General features: G+C 53.8%; 16 protein-coding genes and 1 pseudogene. 10 read left to right on the top strand and 7 right to left on the bottom strand.

The features are described from left to right. Positions 1-11 precede the first annotated feature (11 nt). Both ACOTW6_RS01920 and ACOTW6_RS01925 read left to right on the top strand, forming a co-directional pair. Complete coding sequence (locus ACOTW6_RS01920; protein ID WP_003856958.1) at positions 12-365, top strand: DUF1971 domain-containing protein; 354 nt, start codon at positions 12-14, stop codon at positions 363-365. Between the two features lie 3 nt (positions 366-368). Beyond that, positions 369-551, top strand: coding sequence for a DUF1869 domain-containing protein (locus tag ACOTW6_RS01925; protein ID WP_003856955.1), 183 nt, complete (start codon positions 369-371; stop codon positions 549-551). Between the two features lie 35 nt (positions 552-586). Here the strand turns inward: ACOTW6_RS01925 and patD are convergent, their stop codons facing one another. The 3 genes from patD to ACOTW6_RS01940 form a co-directional block, all read right to left on the bottom strand. After that, the gene (gene patD / locus ACOTW6_RS01930; protein WP_017382269.1) at positions 587-2011 is read right to left on the bottom strand and encodes an aminobutyraldehyde dehydrogenase; all 1425 of its coding nucleotides are present in this window, start codon (positions 2009-2011) and stop codon (positions 587-589) included. Between the two features lie 139 nt (positions 2012-2150). After that, positions 2151-3575, bottom strand: coding sequence for a PLP-dependent aminotransferase family protein (locus tag ACOTW6_RS01935; protein ID WP_121478896.1), 1425 nt, complete (start codon positions 3573-3575; stop codon positions 2151-2153). Between the two features lie 82 nt (positions 3576-3657). After that, positions 3658-3846, bottom strand: a complete 189-nt coding sequence (locus ACOTW6_RS01940; RefSeq protein WP_017693360.1) for a hypothetical protein — start codon at positions 3844-3846, stop codon at positions 3658-3660. A gap of 393 nt (positions 3847-4239) precedes the next feature. Here ACOTW6_RS01940 and ACOTW6_RS01945 point away from each other — a divergent pair, with 393 nt between their 5' ends. The 4 genes from ACOTW6_RS01945 to hslJ all read left to right on the top strand — a co-directional run bounded on the left by ACOTW6_RS01945 (position 4240) and on the right by hslJ (position 7339). Continuing rightward, a complete protein-coding gene (locus ACOTW6_RS01945; RefSeq protein WP_121478895.1) occupies positions 4240-5634 on the top strand; it encodes a cytochrome ubiquinol oxidase subunit I in 1395 nt (464 codons plus the stop codon). A 5-nt stretch (positions 5635-5639) separates the two neighbouring features. Then, positions 5640-6650: a cytochrome d ubiquinol oxidase subunit II gene (gene cydB, locus ACOTW6_RS01950; protein WP_063624284.1), complete on the top strand. Its 1011-nt coding sequence runs from the start codon at positions 5640-5642 to the stop codon at positions 6648-6650. Then, complete coding sequence (locus tag ACOTW6_RS01955) at positions 6650-6778, top strand: DUF2474 domain-containing protein (protein ID WP_017693358.1); 129 nt, start codon at positions 6650-6652, stop codon at positions 6776-6778. Before cydB ends, ACOTW6_RS01955 begins: the two co-directional genes overlap by 1 nt. Positions 6779-6901: 123 nt before the next feature. Further along, positions 6902-7339 (top strand): heat shock protein HslJ, encoded by a 438-nt coding sequence (hslJ, locus tag ACOTW6_RS01960; protein WP_039270661.1) that lies wholly within the window; start codon positions 6902-6904, stop codon positions 7337-7339. A 1-nt stretch (position 7340) separates the two neighbouring features. Here hslJ and ACOTW6_RS01965 read toward each other — a convergent pair whose 3' ends face one another. Continuing rightward, complete coding sequence (locus tag ACOTW6_RS01965) at positions 7341-7607, bottom strand: DUF333 domain-containing protein (protein ID WP_003856935.1); 267 nt, start codon at positions 7605-7607, stop codon at positions 7341-7343. 270 nt (positions 7608-7877) lie between these two features. Between ACOTW6_RS01965 and nifJ the strand changes: the two genes are divergently transcribed. Both nifJ and ompC read left to right on the top strand, forming a co-directional pair. After that, positions 7878-11402 carry a pyruvate:ferredoxin (flavodoxin) oxidoreductase gene (gene nifJ / locus ACOTW6_RS01970; protein WP_121478894.1) on the top strand — a complete coding sequence of 1175 codons (3525 nt, stop codon included), beginning with the start codon at positions 7878-7880 and terminating at the stop codon, positions 11400-11402. A gap of 387 nt (positions 11403-11789) precedes the next feature. Then, the gene (gene ompC / locus ACOTW6_RS01975) at positions 11790-12950 is read left to right on the top strand and encodes a porin OmpC (protein ID WP_062932978.1); all 1161 of its coding nucleotides are present in this window, start codon (positions 11790-11792) and stop codon (positions 12948-12950) included. Positions 12951-12983: 33 nt separating this feature from the next. Here ompC and ACOTW6_RS01980 read toward each other — a convergent pair whose 3' ends face one another. The 3 genes from ACOTW6_RS01980 to ACOTW6_RS01990 all read right to left on the bottom strand — a co-directional run bounded on the left by ACOTW6_RS01980 (position 12984) and on the right by ACOTW6_RS01990 (position 13959). Further along, positions 12984-13406 carry a GFA family protein gene (locus tag ACOTW6_RS01980; RefSeq protein ID WP_032648425.1) on the bottom strand — a complete coding sequence of 141 codons (423 nt, stop codon included), beginning with the start codon at positions 13404-13406 and terminating at the stop codon, positions 12984-12986. A 3-nt stretch (positions 13407-13409) separates the two neighbouring features. Then, a complete protein-coding gene (locus ACOTW6_RS01985; protein WP_003856931.1) occupies positions 13410-13607 on the bottom strand; it encodes a hypothetical protein in 198 nt (65 codons plus the stop codon). Positions 13608-13827: 220 nt separating this feature from the next. After that, a complete protein-coding gene (locus ACOTW6_RS01990; RefSeq protein ID WP_255301129.1) occupies positions 13828-13959 on the bottom strand; it encodes a hypothetical protein in 132 nt (43 codons plus the stop codon). Positions 13960-14029: 70 nt separating this feature from the next. Between ACOTW6_RS01990 and ACOTW6_RS01995 the strand changes: the two are divergent. Both ACOTW6_RS01995 and ttcA read left to right on the top strand, forming a co-directional pair. Further along, positions 14030-14227: pseudogene (locus tag ACOTW6_RS01995) on the top strand (tyrosine-type recombinase/integrase); the annotation flags it as partial. A 49-nt stretch (positions 14228-14276) separates the two neighbouring features. After that, complete coding sequence (ttcA, locus tag ACOTW6_RS02000) at positions 14277-15212, top strand: tRNA 2-thiocytidine(32) synthetase TtcA (RefSeq protein WP_116329825.1); 936 nt, start codon at positions 14277-14279, stop codon at positions 15210-15212. The last annotated feature ends 24 nt before the right edge of the window (positions 15213-15236 follow it).

The following is a 15236-nucleotide window of genomic DNA, read 5'->3' on the forward strand; positions in this document are numbered from 1 at the left end:
AGGAAACTATTATGTTACGTATTCCTGAAAACTTTGTTCATACCCGCTCGACGCCGTTCTGGAATAAAGAGACCGCCCCAAAAGCGCTTTTTACCCATCACAACACCAAAGCCGGCGTGTACGGTCGGTTGTCCGTCATGCAGGGTGCGGTGCGTTACTTTGGCTTTGCCGATGGCGACGCCACCGAGCCCGATCTGGAAGTGGTTATTGAGGCCGGTTCTTTTGGCATCTCCCCACCACAAAAATGGCACCGCATTGAGCTTCTGACCGACGACACCTATTTTAATATCGACTTTTTCGCGGATCCTGCCGTCACGCTCAGCGGTGCGGGCATCGGTAAAGTGGTCAACACGCATAAGGAGTAAATAATGGGTAAGGCTACCTATACCGTGACCGTCACCAACAACAGCAACGGCGTGTCGGTGGATTATGAGACAGAAGCGCCAATGGAGCTGTTGATCCCGGACGTCGCGGCAGATGTCGTGAAGGATCTGGTGAACACCGTTCGCGCCTACGATACGGAAAATGAACACGAGGTATGTGGCTGGTAAGCTGAATCGCCCGGCACTGCGCCGGGCATGTGGGTTTAGTGTTTGATCATGACATGCCGGACTACCGTGTAATCCTCAAGTCCGTAGACCGACATATCTTTGCCATAACCGGATAACTTCATCCCGCCGTGCGGCATTTCGCTCACCAGCATAAAATGGGTATTGACCCAGGTGCAGCCATACTGCAACCGTGCACTGAGGCGATGGGCGCGTCCGACGTCTTTTGTCCAGACGGACGAGGCCAGGCCGTATTGCGAATCGTTAGCCCAGTTCAGCACCTGCGCTTCATCCTCAAATTCTGTCACACTGACCACCGGGCCAAACACTTCTCGCTGGACGATCGCATCTTCCTGCTTCGCCCCGGCCAGCAGCGTTGGCTGGAAGTAATATCCTGCCCCCTCACTTTTACTGCCACCGGTGACGACGCGGATATGTCCAAGGGTTTTGGCTTCGTCCACGGCAGCACAAACGCGGGAAAGATGCGCTGCGGAGCTGAGCGGGCCCAGCTCGGTTGACGCATCGTCCGGCGCGCCCATTTTCAGGCTGGCAACGGCTGCGCCCAGCTTTTCGACCAGCGCGGGGTAAATCCCCTTCTGGGCATAGATACGACAGGCTGCGGTACAATCCTGACCAGCATTGTAGAAACCAAACGTACGCACGCCTTCAACCACGGCATCCAAATCTGCATCGTCAAAGACAATGACCGGGGCTTTTCCGCCCAATTCCATATGGGTACGTTTAACTGAAGATGCGGTATGCCCGATAATATGTTCTCCGGTAGCAATAGAGCCGGTGAGAGAAACCATACGGACTTTTTCGTGACCGGTCAGCGGATCTCCTACGGTTTTGCCGCGACCAAACAGCACGTTCAGCACGCCTGGCGGGAAAATATCTTTCGCCAGTTCCGCCAGCTTCAGCGCCGTCAACGGGGTGATTTCAGACGGCTTGATGACGACACAGTTTCCCGCCGCCAGCGCGGGCGCCAGCTTCCACGCCGCCATCATCAGAGGATAGTTCCAGGGGGCAATAGAGGCGACAACGCCAACCGGGTCGCGGCGGATCATCGAGGTATGTCCTTCGAGGTATTCTCCGGCAGCCAGCCCGTTCAGGCAGCGGGCGGCCCCGGCAAAGAAGCGAAACACATCGACCACGGCCGGGATCTCGTCCCCCTGGACACAGTGCAGCGGTTTCCCGCAGTTAAGGGACTCCAGTTTTGCGAACGCGTCAGCGTTGGCTTCTATCACATCAGCCAGTTTCAACAGACATTCGGCGCGCGTTTTCGGCGTCGTTTGTCCCCACTCTGTGAATGCGCGATCGGCAGCCTGGACGGCAGCGTCCACCTGTGCTGCCGACGCTTCAGCCATCTCCAGCAGCACTTCACCCGTGGCAGGATTATAAACCGCCTGCTTCTCACCTTCGCCGGTCACCAGTTCACCATTAATCAGCAATTGATTTTGCATAGCATCGTCCTGTTGAAATCGACATTGTTTTCGCTGTCAGCACACGTTCTGGCGGGCAGAAACGTGACAACGTCACGTTACCAATCCGCGCTCCCTTACTAAAGGTAGACCGCGCGTTATGTCGCTTCAGGAATTTTCATCAAGGTGTGACTGGGTGCAGCATCATTTCGCGGATTAACCCCGCCAGCTGGACGACCGCCTGCTCCTCCCGCTCGCCCCAGCCCCATGAGGTATTGAAACGGAAAAACGGTGTCCAGATATTGGAGGTGGAAAACATCTTGCCGGGCGCAATGCTGATTTGATGGGTTAGCGCCTTCTCACTCAACCGCCCCGCATCCAGCTGTTCAGACAGTTCCAGCCATAAAAAATAGCCGCTGTCGTTGTGATGGATTTTGACACCAGCAGGCATATGGCGCAAAAGCGATTGCCAGGCCTGCTGTTTGCGTTCAGCAAGCGTGCGTCGCAGGCGACGAAGGTGGGCGTCGTAACGTTTGGTCGCCAGGTAATCCACCAGCGCCAGCTGCATGGGAGAGCTGGTGGATAACGTACTCATCAGCTGCAACTGCTGAATACGGCGCGCATGTTTTCCCGCCGCCACCCAGCCAATACGGAAACCGGCCACCAGACACTTGGAGAATGAGGAACAGTGCAACGTCATATCCTGCTTATCCCAGGCCTTTGCCGGAAGCGGCTTTTCACGGCCAAAGTAGAGTTCGCTGTAAACATCGTCTTCAATCAGCGTGACGTTATGCCGGGTGAGTAAGGCCACCAGCTGAGCTTTCTTCTCTGCACTCAGCGTGAAGCCGAGCGGGTTCTGACTGTTGGTCATCAGCCAGCAGGCCTTCACCGGATAATCATTCAACGCCTGCTCAAGGGCACTGAGATCGATGCCCTCGCGCACGTCAGTGGCAACCGACAGCGCTTTCAGTTTCAGACGTTCAAGCGCCTGGAGTGCGCCATAAAAACAGGGGTTTTCAACGATAACCCAGTCCCCTGGTTCAGTCACAGCCTGCAAACTGAGGTTGAGCGCCTCAAGCGCGCCCGCGGTGATCACAATTTCATCCGGGGAGATATTCATTCCCTGCTGAGCGTAGCGACGGGCAATGGCATGACGTAAGTCGACGTTACCCGGCGGCAGGTTTTCAATCACGCTCATGGCGGTAGCCGTTTTGCTGACGTTAGCCAGCGAACGGTTGAGTTGCTGAAGCGGGAAAAGGCGCGGATCGGGAAATGCCGAGGCAAAAGGGACAACGGAGGGGTCGCGGCTGGCCTGTAGCACGTCGAAAATATAGGTGTTGATGTCGACCACTTCATCGCGCATCACCTGCGCGGGTGGTGCAGGCTGGTGTGTGGTCGGGCGGGCGGCAACGTAATAGCCTGACTGCGGTCTGGCAACAATGCGCCCCTGACTTTCCAGCATCTGATACGCGTGGCCCACGGTCATAAAACTCATGCCGCTGCTTGCCACCTGCTCTCGCAGAGAAGGCAGCTTATCGCCCGGCAACCATACGCCAAGCTCAATCTGCGAGATAATTTGTTGCGCCAGACGCTGGTATTTTTTCATCAGATTCTCCTTATTGCTGACAGTTTATATCAGCAGGAGAAAAAGAGAAGATTTTGCTAACTGTTATAGGAAACGCAGCAGATTACTTGCGGTACTCAGTAATGTGATTCTGAGCAGAACGCGCTGCGGCCAGGTGGTCGAGCGTGATCATCGACGATTTGCAGAAAATGCATTTCGCGCCGAACGGATTTTTGTCAGACACATCAAAAGCTGAGGTGCGGTACTGCGAGCCATGACAGCATGGGCAGCGGAAATGGATATAAGAAGTCATAGGATTCTCCTGTAAACGTAAAAACGTAAATTACTCATGAGCCGATCAGGCAATAAATGGTTCGATACAAAACGAATCGGAATGTAGATAAAGACCCAAGAGAGGCTGCGGAGAGGCACAACGTGATGAGAACTGCTTTATAATACTACGTCAGATATTTATTTGGATTCAAAACCAGAGATCCATTAACGCATGTTGCTGACGACAAAGCAAGCTGTTTAATGCGTAAAAATCATAAAAAGAAATTTTTTATTCTTCCTTGTTACCTATATCAGCCAGATAAAGTTCAGGTTTTCCCACAACTGTTATAGATAAATTATCGATTTCTGCTTCTGATATCTTATTTGCCCCCTCTCTATCATAACAGTACACCGTTTAACATTGAGGCAGTGCATGTTTGGTCCAGATGCGTTTCATCTTGCGCGAATACAGTTCGCCTTTACCGTATCCTTTCATATTATTTTTCCGGCGATAACCATTGGCCTGGCGAGCTATCTCGCCGTGCTGGAAGGGCTGTGGTTGAAAACAAAAAATCCCGTCTGGCGCTCGCTGTACCATTTCTGGTCGAAGATCTTCGCCGTCAACTTTGGGATGGGCGTGGTCTCCGGCCTGGTGATGGCTTATCAGTTTGGCACTAACTGGAGTGGGTTTTCCCAGTTCGCGGGCAGTATTACCGGCCCCCTGCTGACCTATGAAGTGCTTACCGCGTTCTTCCTTGAGGCGGGGTTCCTCGGGGTAATGTTGTTTGGCTGGAATAAGGTCGGGCCGGGGCTGCACTTCTTTTCGACCTGCATGGTCGCACTGGGGACCCTCATGTCTACGTTCTGGATCCTCTCGTCAAACAGCTGGATGCAGACACCGCAAGGGTTTGAAATCATCAACGGTCAGGTCGTTCCGGTGGACTGGTTTGCCGTGGTGTTTAACCCCTCCTTCCCTTACCGCCTGCTGCACATGTCGATAGCGGCATTTCTCAGCAGCGCGCTGTTTGTCGGTGCTTCCGCGGCCTGGCATTTGCTGCGCGGAAACAACACGCCCGCTATTCGCACCATGTTTTCAATGGCGTTGTGGATGACGTTGATCGTGGCACCCGTCCAGGCGCTGGTGGGTGATATGCACGGGCTTAATACCTTGAAACACCAGCCAGCGAAAATAGCCGCCATAGAAGGCCACTGGGAGAATCCGCCGGGTGAGCCTACCCCACTGCTGCTGTTTGGCTGGCCGGATATGGAGCAGGAACGGACCCGTTTTGGCCTGGAAATTCCCGCGCTCGGCAGCCTGATCCTGACCCACAGTCTCGATAAACAGGTTCCGGCATTGAAAGAGTTCCCGAAAGAAGATCGCCCGAACGCCACCATTGTCTTCTGGTCTTTTCGCATCATGGCTGGCCTGGGGATGTTGATGCTGCTCCTGGGCGTGACGGCGGTCTGGCTGCGTTACAAACAGCGCCTTTATACCTCACGTTCCTTCCTGTGGTTTGCCCTGCTGATGGGGCCGTCCGGGCTGATCGCGATCCTCGCCGGATGGGTAACAACGGAGGTCGGCCGCCAGCCGTGGGTTGTCTATGGACTACAGCGTACGAAGGATGCGGTCTCCGCGCATGGCGATCTGCACATGAGCGTCAGTTTGCTGGCCTTCTTCGTGGTTTATACCGCGGTGTTCGGCGTGGGTTACAGCTATATAGTGCGTCTGATTAAAAAAGGGCCGCAGCCCCATGGATCCTTCGCGACTGAATCCGATGGCCGCCCTGCTCGTCCGCTTTCTGCCGTCACCACTGAATTTAAGGAGTAACCGTAATGGGTATCGATCTTTCCATTATCTGGTTCGTGATTATCGTTTTCGCCACATTGATGTATATCGTGATGGACGGTTTTGATCTGGGGATAGGCATCCTGTTTCCGGCAACGCCGAATGCGGACGACCGAGACGTGATGGTCAACAGCGTGGCTCCCGTCTGGGATGGCAACGAAACCTGGCTGGTGCTTGGCGGTGCGGCCCTGTTTGGCGCCTTTCCTCTCGCCTATGCGGTTATCATCGACGCGCTAACCATTCCACTGACAATAATGCTGATCGGGCTTATATTTCGTGGCGTCGCCTTCGAATTTCGCTTCAAGGCCACTCCGGCTCACCGCCCGTTCTGGGATAAGGCCTTTATTGGCGGGTCGATTGTGGCTACCTTCAGCCAGGGCATCACCGTCGGCGCGGTCATTCAGGGGTTCAGCGTCACCGGTCGCGCTTACAGCGGTGGTCCGTTTGACTGGTTTACCGCGTTCAATTTTTTCTGCGGCGCGGGTCTTGTGGTGGCTTACGCGCTGTTAGGATCAACGTGGCTGGTAATGAAAAGCGAAAATGCCCTGCAACAGCGGATGCGTCAGGTATCGAAAGTGCTTCTGCTCCTGCTTCTGGTATTCATTGCGGTAATCAGTATCTGGACCCCTCTCGCCCAGCCAGCCATTGCTGCGCGCTGGTTTACGCTGCCGAATCTGTTTTATCTGCTGCCTGTCCCTGCGCTGGTTGCGATCCTGAGTCTGTGTCAGTGGCGCTGCCTGAACGATCCTGCGAGCCATACTCTGCCGTTTATCATGACGTTAGGGCTGGTTTTTCTTGGCTTTAGCGGGCTTGGGATCAGCATCTGGCCGCATATCATCCCGCCGGACATTACCCTGTGGCAGGCCGCTGCGCCAGCCCAAAGCCAGGGCTTTATGTTAGTGGGTGCACTGTTGATCATTCCCGTGATTCTGGTCTACACCTTCTGGAGTTATTACGTTTTTCGCGGAAAAGTACAGCATGGGGAGGGTTATCACTGATGCAACAACCTGTATGGAAACGTTTGATGTGGCTTGCCATCATCTGGGGCGGCAGCGTCCTGGCGCTGGCCTGCGTAAGTATGCTCTTTAAAATGCTGATGGCCGCAGCCGGATTTAAATCGCACTAACTCACTGACCGGGTGCGCCGCCGCCCGGTCCCTTCCCGCACTTTCAGATAAACCCCATTAACACCCAGGAGGGTATGGTTACACTGAAAAAATATTTACAGCATTGATAGTTTGAGAAGAAAAATGAAAAAGCTCGCGGCAGTAAGTTTAATCAGCCTCGCACTGGCTGGATGCGTTAATCCTGGTAAAGCCTCCGTTCAGACCGATCAGTTAGAGAATCACCGTTTCGTTCTGGAAAATGTGGATGGCAAAGCAGTTAAAGGCGGGAAAACGCAGCCTGAAATTCGCTTCAGTGCGCAACCCAATATCAGCCTGATTAACAACATTGTCGTCTCCGGCACAATGTGCAACGGCTTCAACGGCCAGGGGAAACTGTCCGAAGGCGAGTTGACGGTCAAAACGCTGGCAATGACGCGGAAACTCTGCACCGAGCCGCAGCTAAATGAACTGGATCAGACCATCGCCGATATGCTACGCACAGGCGCACAGGTAGACCTGACCGAAGACCAGTTAACGCTGGCGACAGCCAATAAAACATTGATGTTTAAGCGAGTTGAATAACTCAGTAACTTCCGCACGAACCTACGGCAAGCGACTGCTCACTACAGCGTTTGCCATTTGGCAATGCGCACATGCCGATGGCGGAGCCGTCAAGCTGACGGGCAACGGAGAGTGAACCGCCGATCATTGCGCAGTTGGCCTGACCTGAACTGGACATCGCCGCTCGCATACCCGGCGTAACGTGTGCCGCTGTCGCCTGCTGTACAGGTTCATTGCTGCATGCCGACAACAGTAACGCGGCACATCCGACCCAAAATGCTGAACGCATACCTTCCTCCCCATAATTAACGCGAAACCTATGCATAATAGGCATCACGCGCCGCATCGTCGAGAGCGGATGTGCGTATTTATGCGCCCTGGTAACAATTTCTCGCAATTTTTTAACGCGAATAGCCATCGAGTCATTGATACAGCGCATACCAAGGACACAAAAGCGAAAATCGTAAAACCTGAGCTTTGCTAAAATACACAGATAATATTCAGGGTCTGTCGTCGTTTTACAGGCCCCTCTTTTTGCGCAATGTAAGGGTGTTGTCCTATGCAAACTATTGACGGCAATGGTGCAGTCGCGTCTGTTGCGTTTCGTACCAGCGAAGTGATCGCCATCTACCCCATCACGCCCAGCTCCACGATGGCTGAACAGGCTGACGCCTGGGCTGGTAATGGGATAAAAAACGTCTGGGGCGATGTCCCGCGGGTTGTAGAGATGCAGTCCGAAGCCGGTGCCATTGCCACCGTGCATGGTGCGTTGCAGACCGGCGCCCTGTCGACCTCGTTCACGTCGTCTCAGGGGCTGCTGTTGATGATCCCCACGCTTTACAAGCTGGCAGGGCAATTAACGCCGTTTGTGTTGCACGTTGCCGCACGCACTGTAGCCACTCACGCTCTCTCTATTTTTGGCGACCACTCAGACGTGATGGCCGTGCGTCAGACCGGCTGCGCTATGCTCTGCGCCAGCAGCGTGCAGGAAGCGCAGGACTTCGCGCTGATTTCGCATATCGCCACGCTGAAAAGCCGTGTGCCATTTATTCATTTCTTCGATGGTTTTCGCACGTCCCACGAGATCAATAAAATCGTTCCACTGCCGGACGACACCATTCTGAATCTGCTGCCGCAGGCGGACATCGATGCGCATCGCGCTCGCGCCCTCAATCCGGAACATCCGGTGATCCGGGGTACCTCTGCAAACCCGGATACCTATTTCCAGTCCCGCGAGGCGACGAACCCGTGGTACAACGCGGTCTATGCGCACGTTGAACAGGCGATGGACGATTTTGCCGCTGCGACGGGCCGCGAATATAAGCCGTTTGAAAATTACGGTCATCCGCAGGCCGAGCGCGTGATCGTCCTGATGGGCTCCGCCATCGGCACCTGTGAAGAGGTGGTTGATGAGCTATTGACGCGTGGAGAGAAAGTTGGCGTGCTCAAAGTTCGCCTCTACCGTCCCTTCTCAGCGAAACACCTGCTCGCAGCCCTGCCGGACAGCGCGCGTGCCGTTGCGGTACTGGACCGCACCAAAGAGCCTGGCGCACAGGCTGAACCACTTTATCTGGACGTGATGACCGCTCTGGCTGAGGCGTTTAACCGCGGTGAGCGCGAAACGCTGCCGCGCGTCATTGGCGGGCGTTATGGATTGTCTTCCAAAGAGTTCGGGCCGGAGTGCGTCCTGGCGGTATTTGCTGAACTGCGCGAGGCAAAACCGAAGCCGCGCTTTACGGTCGGCATTTATGATGACGTGACTAACCTTTCTCTGCCCTTGCCGGAAAACACCCTGCCCTCGACTGCGATACTGGAAGCGCTGTTCTACGGTCTGGGCAGCGACGGCAGCGTCTCGGCGACCAAGAACAACATCAAAATTATCGGCAACTCCACGCCGTGGTATGCGCAAGGGTATTTCGTCTACGATTCCAAAAAAGCGGGCGGACTGACCGTCTCCCACCTGCGCGTCAGCGAACACCCGATCCGCTCGGCATACCTGATTTCTCAGGCCGATTTTGTTGGCTGTCACCAGCTCCAGTTCATTGATAAATATCAGATGGCCGAGCGCCTGAAGCCCGGCGGTATTTTCCTGATCAACACCCCTTACAGCGCCGATGAGGTCTGGGCACGCCTGCCCCAGGAAGTCCAGGCAGTGCTTAACCAGAAACAGGCGCGCCTGTATGTCATTAACGCCGCGAAGATCGCCCGCGAATGCGGCCTGGCCGCGCGCATCAATACGGTTATGCAGATGGCGTTCTTCCACCTGACTAATATTCTGCCGGGCGACAGCGCGCTGATGGAGCTTCAGGGTGCGATCGCCAAAAGCTACAGCAGCAAAGGTCAGGAGCTGGTTGAGCGCAACTGGCAGGCGCTGGCGCTGGCCCGCGAATCGCTGTTCGCGGTGCCGTTGCAGCCGGTCAATGCCAGCAGTCCGAACCGACCGCCAGTGGTATCTGACGCCGCCCCGGATTTCGTCAAAACCGTCACGGCGGCGATGCTTGCCGGACTGGGCGACACCCTTCCCGTCTCTGCGCTTCCGCCTGACGGAACCTGGCCGATGGGCACGACCCGCTGGGAAAAACGCAACATTGCCGAAGCGATCCCTATCTGGAAAGAAGAGCTGTGCACCCAGTGCAACCACTGCGTGGCGGCCTGCCCGCACTCGGCCATTCGCGCCAAAGTGGTGTCGCCAGAAGCGTTAGATGGCGCACCGGAAAGTTTGCACTCGCTGGATGTAAAATCCCGCGATATGCGTGGTCAGAAATATGTCCTACAGGTGGCGCCGGAAGACTGCACCGGCTGTAACCTGTGCGTCGAGGTGTGCCCGGCGAAAGATCGTCAGGACCCGTCAATCAAAGCCATCAATATGATGTCGCGTCTTGAACATGTTGAAGAAGAGAAAGTGAATTATGATTTCTTCCTCGACCTGCCCGAAATCGATCGTAACAAGCTGGAACGCATTGACATTCGTACCTCGCAGCTCATCACCCCGCTCTTCGAGTACTCCGGGGCGTGCTCCGGCTGCGGCGAAACACCATATATCAAACTGCTCACTCAGCTTTACGGCGACCGGATGCTGATTGCCAACGCGACGGGCTGCTCGTCGATCTACGGGGGTAACCTGCCGTCCACGCCGTACACCACCGACGCGAACGGTCGCGGCCCGGCGTGGGCAAACTCGCTTTTCGAGGACAACGCAGAATTTGGTCTGGGATTCCGTCTGACGGTCGATCAGCACCGCGCCCGCGTAATGCGTCTGCTGGCACAGTTTGCCGATAAGATCCCGGCAGAACTGAATGATGCCCTGCATGCGGAGGCCACACCTGACGTTCGTCGCGCGCAGGTTGCTGAACTGCGCAACGCGCTTCAGGGTGTTGAAGGGGCTGAACAACTCCTGACTGATGCTGACGCGCTGGTTGAAAAATCTGTCTGGCTGATCGGCGGCGACGGGTGGGCCTACGATATTGGTTTCGGCGGTCTTGATCATGTCCTGAGCCTGACCGAAAACGTCAATATTCTGGTGCTTGATACTCAGTGCTATTCCAACACCGGCGGACAGGCCTCGAAAGCAACGCCATTGGGGGCGGTCACCAAATTTGGTGAGCACGGCAAGCGCAAGGCGCGTAAAGATTTGGGCGTCAGCATGATGATGTATGGACACGTCTACGTCGCGCAGATTTCGCTGGGGGCGCAGCTCAACCAGACGGTGAAAGCCATTCAGGAAGCGGAAGCGTATCCAGGCCCGTCGCTGATTATCGCCTACAGTCCGTGTGAGGAGCATGGCTACGATCTGGCGCTCAGCCACGACCAGATGCGTCAGCTCACCGCAACCGGCTTCTGGCCACTGTACCGCTTTGACCCGCGCCGTGCCGATGAAGGGAAATTGCCGCTGGCGCTGGATTCGCGTCCGCCGTCAGACGCCCTTGCCGAAACCTTACTTCAGGAGCAGCGTTTCCGCAGGCTGAACGCCCAACAGCCTGAAGTAGCAGAGCAACTATGGAAGGATGCGGCAGCGGATCTTCAGAAGCGTTATGACTTCCTGGCGCAACTGGCAGGGAAAGCCGAAAAGTCGACCAGTGAATAACCTGTATGCCCGGCTTGTCCGGGCATTTTTTTGCCATAAAAAAGCCCGATGCATGTGCACCGGGCGAATCCAGAAGATCGGTGAAAATTGTCTCAACGTTCTGAACAATATTCACGTGAATTATGGATGAAAAAATCTTAAAGGCATATAACGGCGTGGAGATTACCTTGTTTTCCACGTAATTAATAATTTTTATTTTGTATTAATTACAATAATTCATTCATGACATCTATCGTTATTTCAACCGCATCATTTAGTTTAGATTTTACTTAACCCGTAACAATTATATTTTATTCATCCGCCGCCAGAGTGATTTAGCATGGGACAGCTTTCCAGCCCGGAAAGTTCACGAAGTAATAAAAAAATAACTGCAAAGGAATAATCAAAATGCAAAGAAAAGTACTGGCACTGATGATCCCCGCTTTGTTAATGGCTGGCGCCGCTCACGCAGCTGAAATTTATAATAAAGACGGCAATAAACTGGATCTGTATGGCAAAGTAGATGGTCTGCATTATTTCTCTGACGACGCCTCTAAAGATGGCGATCAAACCTATATGCGTCTGGGTTTTAAAGGTGAAACCCAAATCAACGACATGATGACCGGTTACGCGCAGTGGGAATACAACATTCAGGCAAACAACACCGAAGGGTCTGACAATCAGTCCTGGACGCGTCTGGCCTTCGCGGGTGTGAAGGTAGGCGACTACGGCTCCTTCGATTACGGCCGTAACTATGGCGTCCTGTACGACGTGGAAGGCTGGACCGATATGCTGCCAGAATTTGGTGGCGACTCTTATACTAATGCCGATAACTTTATGACTGGTCGTGCAAACGGCGTGGCGACCTACCGTAACACCGACTTCTTTGGTCTGGTGCAGGGTCTGAACTTCGCGGTGCAGTATCAGGGTAATAATGAAGGCAGCAACTGTGACGAGTATGGCTGCTCTCAGGAAGGCACTAATAACCGTTCAGATAACAACATTCGTAATCAAAACGGTGATGGCTTCGGTATCTCCACCACCTATGACTTCGGCATGGGCTTCAGCGCAGGCGCGGCATATGCGTCATCTGACCGTACCAACGATCAGGTTAGTGCTGGCACTGGCGCAGCATCTCAGTATGCAGGTGGCGATAAGGCGGATGCATGGACTGCTGGCCTGAAATATGACGCTAACAATATTTACCTGGCGGCAATGTATTCCGAAACCCGCAATATGACCCCTTATGGTTCAACCGATAGCCAAGATGGCGGCGGTATTGCAAACAAAACCCAAAACTTCGAAGTGACCGCACAATATCAGTTCGATTTCGGTCTGCGTCCGGCTATTTCCTATTTACAGTCTAAAGGTAAAGACCTGGGCAATGGCCAGGACGATAAAGACCTGGTGAAATATGCTGACGTCGGTGCTACCTATTATTTCAACAAAAATATGTCCACCTATGTTGATTATAAAATCAACCTGCTGGATGAAGATGATTCATTCTACAAAAACAATGGCATCGGTACGGATGACATCGTAGCGTTAGGTCTGGTTTACCAGTTCTAATCCCATTAGCCCGCAGCGATCTGCGGGCTAATTTTACCGCTGTTTCGCCTGTTCTTTGCGGAAAGAGAGATAACCAAATACCCCGCTGTCGCCATCCATAGGGTGATTAACTCCATCCATTACCACCACTTCCGGGAAGTCAAATGGCGTGACATTTTCCAGACAAGCGACATTCACACCATATTCATTGGGATTGGAACGTCGTTGATGGAACGTGTAAATACCGCAAATCGAACAGAAGAAATGGCGCGCCGTGCCGGTGTTGAAACGGTACTCTGTGAGCGTGTCCGCGCCCTGCGTCACCTTAATGCCCGTCAAAGGTGCGGAAACCACGACCGCCCCACGCATCCTGCAAAACGAGCAGCTACATCGACGCGCGGTATTCAGGCCGTCCGTCAGCTCAACCGTAAATTTCACCGCCCCACAATGACACTGTGCATGACGAATGTCAGCCATCACTTATACCCCTTTTCTCACTAACTCAGCCGCTTTTAAAAAGACCTCATCTTCAACACCATCCCCCTTCTGCCTGCCGAGCCTTACCAGCTCATCGACAATACTTTCACGGTTGATGATCTTCTGGGATGAAACCAGCCCAATAACGGCGGCACCAATCGCCAGCCCAACTAATCCTGTCTGTTCGTCTTTATTTTTCATAGAAGCGCTCCCTTGTCCCCCTCAAAAGCGTAGCAGGAGAACTGTAAAACGCGCTGGTACGCGGGAATGAGATCCGTGCTTTATCTCAGCTGTTCGCCAGGCAAAACAGGAGGGATTCTGAGCGGTTATCAGACAACGTTAATGAGGATAACGTGAACAGCGGTGCGCGTAGAGAGGCCGTAATGGGTGTTAAAACCGCCTTCGTAAAGGCGGCTGGTCATTACTCTGGATCTTTATCGCCTGATTCAGGCGCTGAGCCAGGATCATCTTTCGGTTTTCTTCCATCCTTTTCCGGGTTATCCGGGCTGGGATTATAATCAGGATGGTCACCATGAACGGGACGGTCAGTCATTTTCACCTCCGTTTTTACTGCGTAAGCTGTAAGTGTAGACAACCCTTCAGTCTTAACCAAACTTCTCCTGTGGGGCTCATTTGTAAATCGTGCTGGCATTCGGCGCTGCAATCCGTACCATACACGACACACTTTCGCATACTGGTTTTTACCGGTAGCCGCAAACCCGTCTTTTATCGCTAACCAGATGGGGCACGTAAATGCGCAGATGGTGTATGAAATCTATGCTACATGGATAGAAGAGATGAACACGAAGCTGACGCTTTGAAATCGTTTTCCTCACCCTGTGCCCCATTTGAGATCTGAGTAACGAATAGATGCAACAAAATCAAGAGATTAACAAGAAAGAACAGTACAACCTGAATAAACTGCAAAAGCGACTGCGCCGTAACGTGGGCGAAGCCATTGCAGACTTCAACATGATTGAAGAAGGCGATCGCATCATGGTCTGCCTGTCGGGCGGTAAAGACAGCTACACCATGCTGGAGATCCTGCGCAATCTACAGCAAAGCGCACCGGTGAACTTTTCCCTGGTCGCGGTTAACCTCGATCAGAAACAGCCGGGCTTCCCGGAGCATATCCTGCCGGAGTACCTCAAGAACCTGGGCGTTGAGTACAAAATCGTAGAAGAGAATACCTACGGCATTGTTAAAGAGAAGATCCCTGAGGGCAAAACGACCTGTTCGCTCTGCTCACGTTTGCGTCGCGGCATTCTGTACCGCACCGCAACCGAACTGGGGGCCACCAAGATTGCGCTTGGTCATCACCGGGACGACATTCTGCAAACGCTGTTTCTGAATATGTTCTACGGCGGCAAAATGAAGGGAATGCCACCGAAGCTGATGAGCGACGACGGCAAACACATCGTGATCCGCCCACTCGCCTACTGCCGCGAGAAAGACATTGAGCGTTTCTCTCAGGCTAAAGCCTTCCCTATCATTCCGTGCAATCTGTGCGGCTCACAGCCGAACCTGCAACGTCAGGTCATTGGCGACATGCTGCGTGACTGGGATAAACGCTATCCGGGCCGCATCGAAACCATGTTCAGCGCCATGCAGAACGTGGTGCCTTCGCACCTCGCCGACGTTGAACTGTTCGATTTCAAAGGGATTAACCACGGTTCAGAGGTGGTGAATGGCGGGGATCTGGCGTTTGATCGCGAAGAGATCCCGATGCAGCCTGCTGGCTGGCAGCCAGAGGAAGAGGATGCGCAATTCGATGAACTGCGCCTGAACGTGGTAGAAGTCAAGTAACCTGGCAGCGTCTCAGATATCGTT

The sequence above is a fragment of the Enterobacter cloacae complex sp. IR5403 genome (assembly GCF_049238705.1).
GTDB classification, from domain to species: domain Bacteria; phylum Pseudomonadota; class Gammaproteobacteria; order Enterobacterales; family Enterobacteriaceae; genus Enterobacter; species Enterobacter hormaechei_C.